Origin of the sequence: Xanthomonas sp. 4461, from assembly GCF_024806475.1 — a bacterium.
GTDB lineage: Bacteria > Pseudomonadota > Gammaproteobacteria > Xanthomonadales > Xanthomonadaceae > Xanthomonas > Xanthomonas arboricola_F.
Map to the genome: position 1 here is coordinate 269,108 of NZ_JANTYV010000006.1, position 14,159 is coordinate 283,266.

11 protein-coding genes are annotated in these 14,159 nt (G+C 64.7%); 6 read left to right on the forward strand and 5 right to left on the reverse strand.

Features of this window, described 5'->3' with window-relative positions; all coding sequences use genetic code 11:
- Positions 1-14: 14 nt before the first annotated feature.
- From FHY19_RS19815 to FHY19_RS19825, 3 genes are all read left to right on the forward strand, one after another.
- The gene (locus FHY19_RS19815) at positions 15-1,205 is read left to right on the forward strand and encodes a methyl-accepting chemotaxis protein (RefSeq protein WP_046964050.1); all 1,191 of its coding nucleotides are present in this window, start codon (positions 15-17) and stop codon (positions 1,203-1,205) included.
- 86 nt (positions 1,206-1,291) lie between these two features.
- Positions 1,292-1,579, forward strand: coding sequence for a hypothetical protein (locus FHY19_RS19820; RefSeq protein ID WP_259168017.1), 288 nt, complete (start codon positions 1,292-1,294; stop codon positions 1,577-1,579).
- 273 nt (positions 1,580-1,852) lie between these two features.
- Entirely contained in the window at positions 1,853-2,536 is a 684-nt protein-coding gene (locus FHY19_RS19825; RefSeq protein WP_259168018.1) for a hypothetical protein, read from the forward strand.
- A gap of 467 nt (positions 2,537-3,003) precedes the next feature.
- Here the strand turns inward: FHY19_RS19825 and FHY19_RS19830 are convergent, their stop codons facing one another.
- Complete coding sequence (locus tag FHY19_RS19830; protein ID WP_259168023.1) at positions 3,004-5,790, reverse strand: EAL domain-containing protein; 2,787 nt, start codon at positions 5,788-5,790, stop codon at positions 3,004-3,006.
- A 119-nt stretch (positions 5,791-5,909) separates the two neighbouring features.
- Here FHY19_RS19830 and FHY19_RS19835 point away from each other — a divergent pair, with 119 nt between their 5' ends.
- Both FHY19_RS19835 and FHY19_RS19840 read left to right on the forward strand, forming a co-directional pair.
- The gene (locus tag FHY19_RS19835; protein WP_259168025.1) at positions 5,910-8,042 is read left to right on the forward strand and encodes a PAS domain S-box protein; all 2,133 of its coding nucleotides are present in this window, start codon (positions 5,910-5,912) and stop codon (positions 8,040-8,042) included.
- Positions 8,043-8,045: 3 nt separating this feature from the next.
- On the forward strand, positions 8,046-9,767 hold the full coding sequence (locus FHY19_RS19840; RefSeq protein WP_259168026.1) for an EAL domain-containing protein: 1,722 nt from the start codon (positions 8,046-8,048) through the stop codon (positions 9,765-9,767).
- Positions 9,768-9,996: 229 nt separating this feature from the next.
- On the opposite strand, the gene FHY19_RS19845 is transcribed toward FHY19_RS19840, so the two are convergent.
- The 4 genes from FHY19_RS19845 to flgA form a co-directional block, all read right to left on the reverse strand.
- The gene (locus tag FHY19_RS19845) at positions 9,997-11,223 is read right to left on the reverse strand and encodes an ATP-binding protein (RefSeq protein WP_046964055.1); all 1,227 of its coding nucleotides are present in this window, start codon (positions 11,221-11,223) and stop codon (positions 9,997-9,999) included.
- Between the two features lie 300 nt (positions 11,224-11,523).
- Entirely contained in the window at positions 11,524-11,856 is a 333-nt protein-coding gene (locus FHY19_RS19850; protein ID WP_259168027.1) for a flagellar protein FlgN, read from the reverse strand.
- Positions 11,857-11,871: 15 nt separating this feature from the next.
- Positions 11,872-12,183, reverse strand: a complete 312-nt coding sequence (flgM, locus tag FHY19_RS19855; protein WP_259168029.1) for a flagellar biosynthesis anti-sigma factor FlgM — start codon at positions 12,181-12,183, stop codon at positions 11,872-11,874.
- A 66-nt stretch (positions 12,184-12,249) separates the two neighbouring features.
- Positions 12,250-12,894, reverse strand: coding sequence for a flagellar basal body P-ring formation chaperone FlgA (flgA, locus tag FHY19_RS19860; RefSeq protein ID WP_039403905.1), 645 nt, complete (start codon positions 12,892-12,894; stop codon positions 12,250-12,252).
- A gap of 304 nt (positions 12,895-13,198) precedes the next feature.
- Between flgA and FHY19_RS19865 the strand changes: the two genes are divergently transcribed.
- The gene (locus FHY19_RS19865; protein WP_003482947.1) at positions 13,199-14,143 is read left to right on the forward strand and encodes a chemotaxis protein CheV; all 945 of its coding nucleotides are present in this window, start codon (positions 13,199-13,201) and stop codon (positions 14,141-14,143) included.
- The last annotated feature ends 16 nt before the right edge of the window (positions 14,144-14,159 follow it).

Genomic DNA, 14,159 nt, shown 5'->3' on the forward strand with positions numbered 1-14,159 from the left:
TGCCGAGAACGCCCATGTATTCACGTCCACTCATCCGTCTAGCCGCTCCTTTGGCTCTGACCTTGCTGTTTCCCTTCGCTGTCGGATTCGACTGGCCCGCCTCGGTGCGCTGGGCAATCCTGGCGACCATGACCCTTAGTTGGTTGGTTTTCGCTGCCTGGGTGACGTATTCCCAGTTCCGGCGCAACCCGGACCAGACCCGCATCCTGCGCGAGCAGGACCAGCTGCTCAACGAACTGCGTACGTTCGTCAGCAACGAAGTCGACGGTTCGCGCTCGGAAGTCGAGCGTGCCCGCGAACTGATCCGCCAGGCCGTGTCCGGTCTTGGTGGCAGCTTCGAAGCGATGAACCGCAAGTCGCGCCAGCAGAGCCAGGCACTGGCCCGCATCGTCGACCGCGCAGGCGACGATGGCAGCGCCGGCGTCGACGTCGCCCGCTTCGCCCAGCACGCCAGCTCCCGCATGGAGCAATTGGTGGAAGCGCTGGAACAGGTGAGCGGCCAGAGCACCAACACCGTCCATCACATCGATGAAATGGCCCAGCACCTGGATGGCATCTTCGCGTTGCTGGAAGACGTCAAGTCGATCGCCGACCAGACCAACCTGCTGGCGTTGAACGCCGCCATCGAAGCAGCACGTGCCGGCGAAGCCGGTCGCGGCTTCGCGGTGGTGGCCGACGAGGTGCGCAACCTGTCCGAACGTTCCACCACCTTCAACGAACAGATCCGCAAGCTGGCCCACAGCTCCAAGGAATCGATCGCCAAGGTGCGTGAAACGGTCTCGCAGCTGGCCTCGCGTCACATGGACCGCTCCCGCGAGGCGCGCCATGAATCGGCCGCCATGCTGGAGAACGTCGCCCAGATCAACGCCTCGTTGGGCGATGGCATGCGCGAAATCTCCGAGTGCGCTCGGTCCATCGACGGCAGCGTGGCCGAAGCGGTCCGCGCACTGCAGTTCGAAGACATTGCCACGCAGACCTTGAGCGGGATCCACACCCACCTCGATCGCCTCACCGCCATCAACCGCGAGGCGGTGGCACTGCAGGAACTGCTGCATCGCAATGGAGGCGTCTACGACAGCGACCTGGTTGCGTCGCTGGCCAAGGTGTCCAGCCGTCTGCGCGACATGCGTGTGGAGTGGGAACGCCCGCCACACAAGCCGGTCGCACAGCAGGGCATGGGTGCCGGCACGGTCGAGTTGTTCTAAGACCGATGTCTCCCCGCGGCTTCTGATCCCGACATTCCCCGGCCTTCCGGGGATTTGTCGTTCCGTAACGACCCGGTGTTCCGCTTATGACGCTTCTTGCCCCCACCACCGATGCCGACCCCACTGCCGCACTGCAGGCAGCAGCCTTGGCCACCGCCCATGCCCAGCGCATCGCACAGAGCGAAGCGGCCAGACCGGTGCTGCGGCGGGTACGGTTGCCGGCCGCACTGGAACGGCTGGAACTAGCCGCACGCGAGGAAGTCAAGGCGCTGATCAACCCGCGCCGCGATTGCAGCGAAGACGACCTGCTGTTTGCGACCGTGGCCTGGGACCTCGGCCTGGACGGCGCCGCCGTCGGTGCGTCGGCCCGCTGACCCCGTCAACGGCGGGGCGTGCCTCGGCAGGCGCCCCGCCGTGTTGTTGGACTGCCCGATCTCAGGTGCCTGAGCCGTCCGCTTCCTTCGCTCCTCCCGGCATCGCTGATGCCGTGCGTACGCGCTCCTTGCCCCTGCCCGGCCGAGACTCGCTCACACCGGCTGTGGTTTGTCAGGCCTGGCCAAGGCCTCTACCATCCATCTCACTTCCCGAGCCCGTCACCAAGCCGGGCGATCAGCATGCTGTCTTCTTCGGATTGAGCACTGGATGCCATGAAAGCCGGTCGCCTGGCGTTGTTCGCGGCAGTACTTTCTCACTCGGCCAATGCGGCAGATGACAAGGTGTATCTTGAATTCCTCTGGGATGCCCGGCCACCTCATTCGATTGCCCGCCAGCAAACCATCCAGTTTTTGACCGATGGTCAGCACACTCACCAGGTGTGTGTCGCGACCAATCTCGCCGGCACCGATGTAGGTGGGTTGGTAGTAAAGGCGTTCGATGCCTCCGGGCAGGAAGTGTCGAGCCACCATTACCCCGACTACCGGGGCGTCAAGCGCTGCTACGGTGCCGATCTGGGCCAGGGAGGCAAGCCTGGCCTGTGGACGTTTCGCGCAAGCACAGGAGATGGGCGCACCGGGGAAGAGACGTTGCAGGTCCATGCCAGGCTGGCAGACTCGCCACTGTCGAACGATCCGGGAACACCGTATGTCGTTGGCCGCCCGAACTATGACACAGCGATCCCGCCGGCCGAGTGGCATGGCCGCCTTGTCTGGGAAATGCAGGTCAATCCACAAGGCACGGTGACCGCGGTGACCGTGGTGACAGCAGAAGGCGTTGGCTTGAAACTTCGCAGCCGTGCGAGCGCAGCCGGCTATCTGTCCCTTTTCTTCCCTGATGAACGGCGAGAGCGCACACCGCTGCTCTGGAGGCGCGAGCTGTCGTTCGAACCGGAATAAGCCCGGCACGACGCCGGTCGATCACGCTGCATCGGTCGATGCGTATCGCGTGACACGGGTACGCTGGCAGTCATGCATGCACTGAACAACAGCCCTCGTTCTTCGTGGCGCTATCGAGCCATGCTGGATCCGTTCGGAGGATGTTCCAACCGCTTCCGGGGAGATCCATAACATCTTGCACTGACCCATCAGCCGATGCGTCTGGACCGGGTTGTGTCCCTGTCCAGCAACGACAACATCGAGGTGTCTACGCGATGCCAGTGTCGCCTGTGACGAGCAAGCGCGATCCGCGCCGCTTGCGCCGCACGTGCTGCACATCAGGTCGGGTTCTGCGCCAGATCGCCGGCAACAGGCAGGCAGCAAACCTGTCACCTGTCGCCGTACCGCAGCGCAGCGGCACGGAGCCAATCGGATAACTGGGTGATAGTGCGCGGCGCCACGTATGCGGTGCCAGCATCGCCAGCGGCTTAGCTGGCAATCACCAGCCGCGCGCCCAGCCGCATGCCGGCTTCAGCCTCGCGCAGCCACTGCGCCATGTCGCGTGGCGACAACGGGCGCGAGTAGAAGTAGCCCTGGATCTCGTCGCAGCCCTGCTGGCGTAGCAAGGCATCTTCCTGCACGGTCTCCACGCCTTCGGCGACGACCTGCATGCCCAACGCATGGCCCAGATGCACGATGGCCTGGGTGACCTCGGCGGTGTTGGCATCGTCGAGCATGCCTTGCACGAAGCTGCGGTCGATCTTCAGGCGCTGCACCGGGAAGCGGTTGAGGTAATGCAGGTTCGAAAAGCCGGTACCGAAGTCGTCCACCGCCAGCAGCACGCCATTCTGCTCGAACAATTCGAAGCAACGGCGCAGCGAATCCGAATCGCGAATCAGCGCGGATTCGGTCAATTCCAGCTCCAGCCGCGATGGCGGCCAGCTGTTGTCGCGGCAGATTTCCAGCACGCGCTCGGCAAAGCCGCGTTCGCGCAACTGCACGGCCGAGACGTTGACGGCGATGCGGCTGAAATTGAGGCCGGCGCGGTCCCAGGCCACCGCCTGGCGGCAGGCTTCGCCGATCACCCACTCGCCCAGACGCACGATCTCGCCGCACTCTTCGGCGATCGGGATGAATTCGACCGGACTGCAGGGACCATGGCCAGGACGATTCCAGCGCATCAGCGCTTCGATCGCCGGCGACGCATCGCCCACGGTATTGACCAGCGGCTGGTAGACCAGCGTGAACTCTTCGCGCTCGAGCGCGCCCTGCAGCGCATGCTCGAGCTCCAGCCGGCGCTGCGCACGCAGCAGCACGTCCTGGCTGTAGTAATGGAAGGTGTTGCGACCGGATTCCTTGGCCGCATACATCGCCGCATCGGCGGCGCGCAGCAGGCTGTCGAAATCCGACAGGCCTTCTCCCTGCAGCGCAATGCCGATGCTGGCACCGAGCTTGAGGGTGACGTGGTCCTTGCGGAGCGGCTCGCCCAGCGCGCTGATCAACTTGCGCGCGACGTGGCCGGCGTCCTCCGGCTCGGAGAGATCTCGCAGCAGTACGATGAATTCGTCGTCGCTGAAACGGCCGAACAGATCGCTGTTGCGCAGATGCTGATGCAGGCGCGCCGACGCGAGCTTGAGCAGATTGTCGCCGGTGGCATGGCCGAACGAGTCGTTGATGCTCTTGAAACCGTCCAGATCGATCAGCAGCATGGCCAGCACCTGGCCGCGCTCGTGCGCCTCGCGAATGGCGTTTTCTGCCTGCTCGCGCAGCAAGAAGCGGTTCGGCAGTCCGGTCAGGCGGTCGTAGTGCGCCAGCAGCTCGATGCGTTCGTTGGCTTCGCGCTCGCGGGTGACATCGCGGAACAACGCGACGAATCGGGGCGGCAGGCCTTCACGACGGTCCAGTTCGATCAGCACCTGCACCCAGATGCGTTGACCGGAGTTGCGGTAGAAACACAGCTCCAGCTGCTCGGGCAGGCCGCCATCGGAGATGCGCAGCAGCGCCGCTTCGAAAGCGTCGCGCGAATCCTGGGTGTACAGCGCAAGCGCCTGCTCCAGGGTGATGTTTTCCTTGCGCAGGCCGTGGATGCGGTAGCACTCCTCGGTCCACTGCATGCGGCGGGTGTCGACCTCGATTTCGCAGCCGCCGATCTTGCCCAACGCGGACACGCGATTGAGCAACTCGGTGCGCCAGCGGATCAGCGCATCGGTCTGCCGCTGCTCGGTGACGTTCTGCAACTGGCCCAGCACACGCACCATGCTGCCGTCGCCATCGAACACCGGCTGCGCCCAGACCCGCAGATGATGCGGATTGACGCCGAGCAGGCCATTGACCTCCAGCTCGAAATGCACCGGCAGGCCTTCGTGCTTGATCTTGCGCCAGGCACCGCGCAGTTGCGCGACCGAGGGCCGGGCGAGCAGGCGCAGCAGATCGCGAATCCCACTCAAACGCAGTTGGGTCATGCCGAGCTGCTGCAGGAAATCCTGCGAGATCCACAGGTTGTCCTTCAGCGAATCCCAGCTCCAGCTACCCATGCTGGCGATGCGCTGGGCCTCTTCGAGCTGGGCCTGCTGCTCGCGCAGCTGCTGCTCGAGTAATTTGTGGTGATGCACGTCGGTATGGGTGCCGACCATGCGCAGCGGGCGGCCATCGGCGGTGCGCGAGACCACGCGGCCGCGATCGAGGATCCAGCGCCATTGGCCGTCGTGCTGGCGCAGCCGGAACTCGGCAACGTAGGTATCGGTACGCCCATCCAGATGCGCCTGGACCGCGGCGCTGACCTGCGCGTGGTCGTCGGGATGAATCAGCCCGGACAACGCGGTGAGATTGTTCGGCAGGGGCTGCTCGGAATAACCGAGCATGCGGGTCCAACGTTCGGAGCGGTACACCACGTCGGCCGGGATATCCCAGTCCCACAACCCGTGGTCGGCGCTGTCCAGGCCCATTTCCCAGCGGCTGGTGCCATCGGCGCCCACCGGCTCGGGAATGCTCAGGGTGAAGGCCATGATCTGGCCATGTTCGTCGCAGACCGCACGCAGCCAGCCTTCCAGCCGTCCGCCCCCGGCTCCAGGCAATACGCAGGCCGCCATGCCGCCGTTTTCGGCCACCTGGACGCGGCTGCTCTCCAGCACTTCGGCATACGCACCAAGGGTTGCCGGCAGTCCCAGGGACTGCGCAACGCGATTGGCCGCCAGGGGCTGGCCATGCGCATCCAACAACACCACCGCTGAGGTCAGCGGGTGCTGCAGCATGCTTGCAATGACGCCTGAGTCCACTCTGGAACACTCCGAAGGATCGTCCCCTGCCTCGGGGTCGCAATGGATAACGGCCGCCCGGCGGATTAGTTGAGGCGGGTGTTTGGGGCGCGACCGAACCGGGATCAGTTACGGCTAATATGTCCGCATCGCCAGCTCCAGAGGTCGTCCGCGGACCCATGCACCAACCTGTCGCAGCGCCCGCGTTCTCGTCGCCTCCGGTTTCCCGACTTCGCCTGGCCGAACGCCTGCAGCAAGGCCTGTGGACGCTGACCGGGCTGTACCTGTTGATCGGCGTGGTGTGGCTGCTGCTGGGCAACCGATTGCTGAACCTGGCTGGTGCGGCGGTACCGGAGCGCTGGTCCGACGCCAGCTTCCTGCTGGTGTCGAGCATCGTGATCCACCTGGTGCTGCGGCGCTTCATGACCTTGATCGTGGAAGAGCATGCGCAATTGGCGCAGTCCGAGGCCCTGCTGCAGGCCAAGTTCCTGGCCCTGCCCAGCCCGGCCTTCATCTACGACCTGGCCACCCTGCGCATCCTCGACGCCAATCCGGCGGCGCTGGAATTCTTCGGCTGGGAGCGCGACGAATTCCTGCAGCAGACGCTGCAGGCGATCTGGCCCAACGCCGATGGTGCGCGGCTGGAAGACATCATTGCGCAGATCCGCGGCAAGGGCGATGCCACCTGCGTGTTGAACGAAGATCTGCTGACCCGCGGCGGGCTGCGGCATGTCGAGGTGCGCAGCAATCAGCTGCATCTGGCCAGCGGCCCTGCCCGCCTGGTGGTGACGGTGGACCGCAGCGAAGAGCGACAGGCGCAGCATCTGCGCGACGAAGCGCTGGAGCGGCTGGAAGAAGCGCAAGGCATCGCGCGGTTGGGCTCATGGCAGCTTGATCGCACCACCGGCCTCGGCCGTTATTCGTCGGCGGTCTACCGCATCCTGGGGCGCAGCGTGCCGATGCATCGCCGCGAACATCGGCTGGAAGAGCTGCTGACCGCGTCCGACACCGCTACCCAGACGCGCATCGAACGCATGATCGAAGACATGTGCACCGGCGGCGAAGTACAGATCGATGTGCTGCTGCCGCTCACCGGCGGCGATTCGCAACCGCGCACCGTGCATCTGCGCGCGGAGAGCGTGACCCTGCCCAGCGGCGCGCGACATGTGCACGGCACCTTGCAGGATGTCAGCGAACGCGAACAGTCGCGGCGTCTGCTGCGCGAACGCGAAGAACAGTTCCGCGAGTTGGTGCGGGTGCTGCCGGACGGCGTGCTGATCCTCGCCGACGAGCACGTGATGTACGCCAATGCCGCCGGCTCGATCCAGTTCGGCTTCCAGGGCGAAACCATCCTGGGCGAGCCGCTGCAGACGCTGGTCGGCGATTCCGACCTGTCGGTGGTGCGCGAGTATCTGCGCGCCGGCAGCGATCGCAATGAGCCGGTGTCCAGTGCGCGGGCGATGCGCCGTCGCGATGGCAGCACGTTCTATGCGGGCTTGTCGGCCGGCGATATCCGCTATGGCGGGCGCAGCTGCAAGCTGCTGGTGGTGCGCGACCTGAGCGAGCCCGAGCGCATACGCGACGCGCTGGCCGAGAGCAATGCGGAGCTGCAGGCCATGGCCAAGCGCCTGTTCTCGCTGCAGGAAGACGAACGCCGCGCGATCTCGCGCGATCTGCACGACGATATCGGCCAGGCGATCACGGCGATGAAGCTGTCCGCGCACGCCGCGCTGGACGAACCGGATCCCGACGCGCGCCGCGAAGACCTGCTGGAAGTGGTGTCGCTGGCCGATAGCACCGTGACCAAGCTGCGCAACCTGTCGATGCTGCTGCGTCCGCCGCAACTGGACGCGCTGGGGCTGGAAGCGGCGTTGCGCTGGCAGGCGTCGATGCTGTTCCGCGCCTCGCACGTGCGCCTGGAACTGGACATCCAGGCGCTCGACGTCCGCCCGGGCAACGAGATCGAGCAGGCCTGCTTCCGGATTGCGCAGGAAAGCCTGACCAACGCCTTGCGGCACGCATGCGCGGGCGAGGTGCGCATGAGCCTGCAATCGATCGACAGCGAGAGTTTCCGCCTGGAAGTCAGCGACGACGGCGATGGCTTCGAGCCGGAAGGCCCGCGCGGGCTTGGACTGATCGTGATGCGTGAGCGCGCGCAAACCGTCGGCGGCGTGCTCGCGATAGACTCTGCACCCGGAGCAGGCACGCGCGTGACGTTGCGCCTGCCCTATCACCCGGCCGGCGAGTCCGTCCACGAAGATGGTGGACGTTGAGTCATGTGGAGCCCCGTAATCCCGCCCGGATTGGAAATCGTCAAACCGACACGCCTGGGCGCGGGCAATCCCGAATTGCTGCATCTGGTCGACGCGGCCGCGTCCGGCGGCCAGCCGTTGATGATCTTCCATGTCGATATCGACCACTTTGCCTCGATCAACGAGAACATGAGTGGCGAGGTCGGCGATCAGGCGCTGACGCTGGCCGCGCGCCGATTGCAGGAATTTCTTGGCACGCGCGGCAAGCTGTGGCGGCACGGCAGCGACGAGATGATCATCGTGGCGGTGCGCCGCGAAGACACCCCGTTGCCGGAGGATTTCGCCGAAGAGATTCGCCAGCAGCTGGAATTGCCGCTGTCGGTGCTGCCGTACACCTTGTTCATGACCGGCAAGGTCGGCATCAGCCTGTGTCCGGAACACTCGACCTCGCTCTCGATCCTGCTCGACTACGCCGAGGAAGCCAGCTACCAGGCCGCGCGCGAAGGCGGCAACACGGTGCGCCTGTACACGCGCAATTCTGCGACCAACGCGCATAGCGAAAGCATCATTGCGCGGCAGATCGTCGATGCGATCCCGCATGGCGAGCTGCGCCTGCGCTATCAACCGCTGGTCAGCGCGCGCGACGGCCGCATTGTCGGCATGGAGGCGCTGCTGCGTTGGCAATCGCCCACCCTGGGCATGCTGGTGCCGGAGCGCTTCATGCGCACCGCCGAGCGCCTGGGCGTGATCGTGCAGATCGGCGAATGGGTGCTGCAGAACGCAGTGCGTCAGGCGCGTCTGTGGCGCGATCAGGGCTTCGACGATTTCAGCATCGCGGTCAATGTCTCCACGCTGCAGCTGTTGCGGCCGGGCTTTTTCAACGAAGTGATGGCGATGCTGCAGACCGCCGGCGTGCCGGCGCAGTTCGTGACCCTGGAGATCAACGAAAGCGCGTTGACCAACAACGTCAACTTCGTCCACGAGACGATGGCCAACCTGCGCAATGAGGGCATCAGCCTGAGCCTGGACAACTTCGGCACCGGCGATTCCAGCCTGAGCGCCCTGGTGCGTTACCCGGTGGACCGGCTGAAGATCGACCGCAGCTTCATCAAGAGCGCGCCGGCCGGCAGCCGCGAGGCGGCGATCGCGCGCGCCATCATCGCGATGGGCCATCAGCTGGGCATGACGGTCATTGCCAATGGCGTGGAATCGCAGGCGCAGCTGGGGTTTTTGCGCCGCAACGATTGCGACATCTTCCAGGGCTATCTGTTCGGCGAACCGATGTCGGCCGAGTCCGCCGGCATGGCCTTGCGTCGGCGTTATCTGCGCCCGGAATCGTTTGCCGAAAGCCGCCCCGACCGCACCCTGCTGCTGCTGGACGACGAAGAGAACGTGCTGCGCTCGCTGGTGCGTCTGTTCCGCCGCGACGGCTACCGCATCCTGGCGGCCGGCAACGTGCGCGATGCCTTCGACCTGCTCGCCACCAACGACGTGCAGGTGATCCTGTCGGACCAGCGCATGAGCGACATGAGCGGCACCGAGTTCCTGGGCCGGGTCAAGATGCTCTACCCAGACACCGTACGCCTGGTGCTGTCCGGCTATACGGATCTGGCCACGGTGACCGAGGCGATCAACCGCGGCGCGATCTACCGCTTCCTGACCAAGCCCTGGAACGACGACGAACTGCGCGAGCATATTCGCCAGGCATTCCGTACCCATGACGAATTGCGGAATGGCCGGGAATAGGGAATCGGGAGTGGGGAATCGGGAGAGCAGAAGACGGCTTCGGCGAGCTTTGCGCTACTGCTTTGCGCAAGCCATCTTCCTGTAATGACAGTCAAGGTTGGCAGGTCACCACATAGCTCCCGCTAACAATGCAAGCGCGTCAGCACTTTCGTTGCAGGAATCAAAAAGAGCGAAGCAATCCGCTCTTACGATTCCCCATTCTCTATTCCCGATTCCCAGCGCGCCAGCGCTACTTCGGCTGCCGGATCGGCAGCACGATGCGGAAGCTGGCGCCCTGCCCCGGCACGCTTTCCACGTCGATGCGGCCGTGGTGCTTGTTGATGATGCCGTAGGAAATCGACAGGCCCAGGCCGGTGCCGCTGCCGACCGGCTTGGTGGTGAAGAATGGATCGAAGATACGCTGAAGCAGATCCGGAGCGATACCGGCGCCGCTGTCCTGGAACTGGATCCAGACGTTTTCCGCTTCGTCGCGCCCGGTGGTGACGGTGATCGTGCCGCGCTCGACGATCGCCTGGCCGGCGTTGAGCAGCATGTTCATGTAGACCTGGTTGAGCTCGGACGGCAGGCATTCCACCAGCGGCAGCTCGGCGTAATTGCGCTCCAGGGTCACCTTGTACTTGAGCTCGTTCCAGATGATGTTGATCGTGGATTCCAGGCCGGCGTGCAGGTCGACCATCTTCCACGACTCGGAACGGTCCGAGTACGAGAAGTCCTTGAGGTCGCGCACGATGCGGGTCACCCGCTCGATGCCTTCGCGCGATTCGGCCATCAACTGCGGCAGATCGCGGCTGATGAAGTCGATGTCGGCGCGGTTGCGGATTTCGTCGATTTCCGGAATCAAGGCCTTCGGGTCCGGCGCCTGCAGCGCGCGCTCGTAGGCTTCGATCAGCGTGAACAGGCTGCGCAGGTATTCCTGCAGGCTGCCCAGATTGGAGTGGACGTAACCGATCGGGTTGTTGATCTCGTGCGCCACGCCGGCGGCCAGCTGGCCGATGGAGGCCATCTTTTCCGACTGCAGCAGCTTGTCCTGCGCCCCGTTCAAGCGCATATAGGCCTGGCGCAGTTCGGCATGGCGCTGTTGCAGCTCGCGCTCGTAATCCTGCTGCCCTTCGATGTTGTGGAACAACGCGAGGAAGTGGCCGACGCCCTGCTCTTCGTTGTAATACAGGTGCGCGATGACCACGCGGTCGGCCACCGGCAGACTACCGGTCCAACTGCCCTTGCTGCGTGCCTGATTCAGTGCATCCGATGGCAAGACCTGCGAGATCCGCTCGCCCAGGTTGCGATCGTCGGCGGGGTCTTCCTTGCACAGGCTTTGACGCGCGACGGCGTTGGCCAGGATCAGCTGCCCGTCGGCGCGGAACAGCAACACGCCTTCAAGCATCTGGTCGCCGAATGCGCGCAGGATGGTCGAAGACGGCAACAACGATTGATTGAGAAAAAACTTGGCGGTCACGGGACAGGGCGGCAGCAAGGACGCCTCAATATACGCCCAACCCTGGGGCGGCCGTATCGCCGCTTGGTCTTAGGGCCGTCGCTGAAACGACTTCATGCACGACCGGAAGGCGCAGCCGGTGATCTGCAGTGGCGCGCGTGCGTGATCTCACGGCGGTCACTCCACGCCGTTCTTCTCTGTCGGTACTGCAACGTCGGCCAGCCCGCCTTGTCGGCGGCAGCAACGCCGCATCGCCTTCTGCCACCGCATCGATCTGCGCGCAGCACCCACGGTGCGTACGCCCGACGCAGGATGGCTGGCTCAGGCCACTGCCAGCGAACGTCCGCCGCGCAGCACGTTGGATTGGCCCTTGGCATCGTACGAAGGCGCGCTTTCGGTACGCCCCAGGTGCCGCAATGCCCAGTTCACCTCGCGGCGGCGGCGTGCCAGCAGCGCGCCATTGGCGCGGTTGGCTTCGGCCAGCTCACGCAGGCGGTCTTCTTGGCCTTCGGGCATTGCCGCTTCAAGCGCGCGCAGCGCCGACAGTTTGTCCTGCGTGTGCCGCATCAACCCATCGATGTCGTTCTCGAGTAATGCCTGGCGCTCGCCGGCCAGCGCATCGCTGAGACGTTGCAGGAACTCGTTCACGTTCATCCTTTAAGTCGGGAATCAACCCGCCAATTGCTGATTCAGATCCATCATGCGGCTGGCGATGGCATCCGGATTGATGGAGTAGCTGCCGTTCTGCAACGCATCCTTCACCGCCTGGACGCGACCGGTGTCGATCGCCGAGGACTGCGAAAGCTCGCGCTGCAGGTTCTGCAGGTTGGTCGCCTCGCCGGTCAGCTTGACGCTGTCGGTGGGCGGGGTTGCGGCAACCGGGGACGCGCGATCTTCGCCGGCCGAAGCGATCTTGCTGCTCGTGGACGCGATACGAAGGGTGGCAGCGGTCGGTAGATTGCCTTCGATTTTCTGGGTCATGTCAGGAACTCCTCTACAGGTCGTAGGGGATAACGGCACCCAGAAAAAAAACTTTATAGAAAATTTTTACCTGGAGACCACAACGGTTCCGCTCGCTTCAACAATCCCCTGCACCACCCGGCGCGACGAGGAATTTTCGACGGAAACGCGCTCGTTTTCGCCGGCATCGGAGAGTGCGCGACCGCTCATGCGCACCTCCAGACCGCCATTTCGCGAGACCAACGGGACGGTGTCGCCGCGCCGGACCAGCCGCTGCGTCACCAGATCGTTGGCCGAGAGCAGCGAGCCGGCCGGCAGGATGCGGCGAGCGGACTTGCCCACTGCGGCCACCGGATCGGCCAGTACCGCACCGACGATGCGGGCGGCGTCACGCTTCTCGATACTGATATCGGCCAGCGAGATGGTTTCTCCAGCGCTGATGCCGCGGCGCAGCACCAGCACATCCTGGTTGCGGCGCACCTTCAACGGCACGAACAGGCGCCAGCCGGCCGGCTGCGGGCAGGCCACCTCCACCGTATTGGTACCGGTGGGCTGGGCCTGCAACGCGATCGGGCAGGCCGGCATGCGCAGCCCCGGGTCGAGCGTGGCCTCGGCTTCGGCGTCCGGGCCGACGGTGGCCAGCGCCGCAGCACGGATGGAATCGACAGACTGATAGCTCTGGGCCCAGGCCGGAGCGGCAGCCAACAAGATGACAAGCAGGAGCAGGCGCATGGGACCAGATCCGGAGGAAGACGGAACAGACACTGCAAGCGGCGTGCCTGTTTTCGAATAGGGAATCGGGAATGGGGAATCGGTTAGGGTGGCTGAGAGGTGGTCGGCCTTCGTTGCTGCCGTGCGATTTTTACTAGGTGAAAGCTATCAGCAGGCAAATTCACTGCCCTTCGCCTCGGGCTTGCTGCGGAAAGCCCATCCCTCGCTTTTACGATTCCCCATTCCCGACTCTCCATTCCCGAGAGCACCCCCGACCAGCCACAAAGCCCTCAAGTTTCCAGGCGGCGCTGTCGATATCTGCCCCATGACCCACGATCTGCTCAACCGCATCGACCAGCGCACCCGACTGGCTGGCCACAACCGACTGGCGCTGCTGCTGTTCCGGCTGGGCGGACGCCAGCTTTTTGGCGTCAACGTCTTCAAGGTCCAGGAAGTGCTGCGCCGGCCCGAGCTGTTCCAGGTGCCCGGCCTGCCCACCGAGTTCGCCGGCGTTGCCGACGTACGCGGGCGGTCGGTGCCGGTACTGGATCTGGGCCTGGCCATCGGCCACCCGGAGCGCGATTCGCACTCCGAGAACGGACCGGGCTACCTGGTGGTGGCCGAGTTCAACCGCTCGGTCCAGGGGTTCCTGGTCAGCGGCGTGGAGCGCATCGTCAATATCGCGGTGGAAGATATCCATCCGCCGCCGGAACTTGGCGCCGAAGCCACTTATTTGACGGCGGTGACGCGGTTCCAGGGCGAGCTGATCCAGGTGATCGACGTGGAAAGCGTGCTGGCCGACATCGCCAAGGTCAGCAAGGACGTGCAGCTGGACCCGTCGCTGCAGCTGGTGGCCTACGACCGCCAGTTCCAGGTATTGGTGGTGGACGACTCGAGGGTGGCGCGTCAGCAGATCCGCAGCGTGCTCGACCAGCTGGGCGTGTCGGCAACCTTGTTGTCCGACGGCCGCCAGGCGCTGGATCACCTGCTGCAGGTGGCCGCGTCGGGCGAAAACCCGGCCGACCGCTATGCGATGGTGATCTCCGATATCGAAATGCCGGCAATGGACGGCTACACGCTGACGACGGAAATCCGGCGCACGCCGGGCCTGCAAGGCCTGTACGTCCTGTTGCACACCTCCCTGTCGGGCGTGTTCAACAACGCCATGGTCGAACAGGTCGGCGCCAATGCCTTCGTGGCCAAGTACAGCGCCCACGAATTGGCCGATTACGTGCTGGCCCGCCTGAAAGTCGTCGCCGAAGCGGCCTGAGCAGGTTGCTCGGCCG

Bases quoted from the DNA above. Each gene is read 5' to 3' on its own strand.
- FHY19_RS19815 (WP_046964050.1), top strand. From the start codon at position 15: ATGTATTCACGTCCACTCATCCGTCTAGCCGCTCCTTTGGCTCTGACC.
- FHY19_RS19820 (WP_259168017.1), top strand. From the start codon at position 1,292: ATGACGCTTCTTGCCCCCACCACCGATGCCGACCCCACTGCCGCACTG.
- FHY19_RS19825 (WP_259168018.1), top strand. From the start codon at position 1,853: ATGAAAGCCGGTCGCCTGGCGTTGTTCGCGGCAGTACTTTCTCACTCG.
- FHY19_RS19835 (WP_259168025.1), top strand. From the start codon at position 5,910: ATGTCCGCATCGCCAGCTCCAGAGGTCGTCCGCGGACCCATGCACCAA.
- FHY19_RS19840 (WP_259168026.1), top strand. From the start codon at position 8,046: ATGTGGAGCCCCGTAATCCCGCCCGGATTGGAAATCGTCAAACCGACA.
- FHY19_RS19850 (WP_259168027.1), bottom strand. From the start codon at position 11,856: ATGAACGTGAACGAGTTCCTGCAACGTCTCAGCGATGCGCTGGCCGGC.
- flgM (WP_259168029.1), bottom strand. From the start codon at position 12,183: ATGACCCAGAAAATCGAAGGCAATCTACCGACCGCTGCCACCCTTCGT.
- flgA (WP_039403905.1), bottom strand. From the start codon at position 12,894: ATGCGCCTGCTCCTGCTTGTCATCTTGTTGGCTGCCGCTCCGGCCTGG.
- FHY19_RS19865 (WP_003482947.1), top strand. From the start codon at position 13,199: ATGACCCACGATCTGCTCAACCGCATCGACCAGCGCACCCGACTGGCT.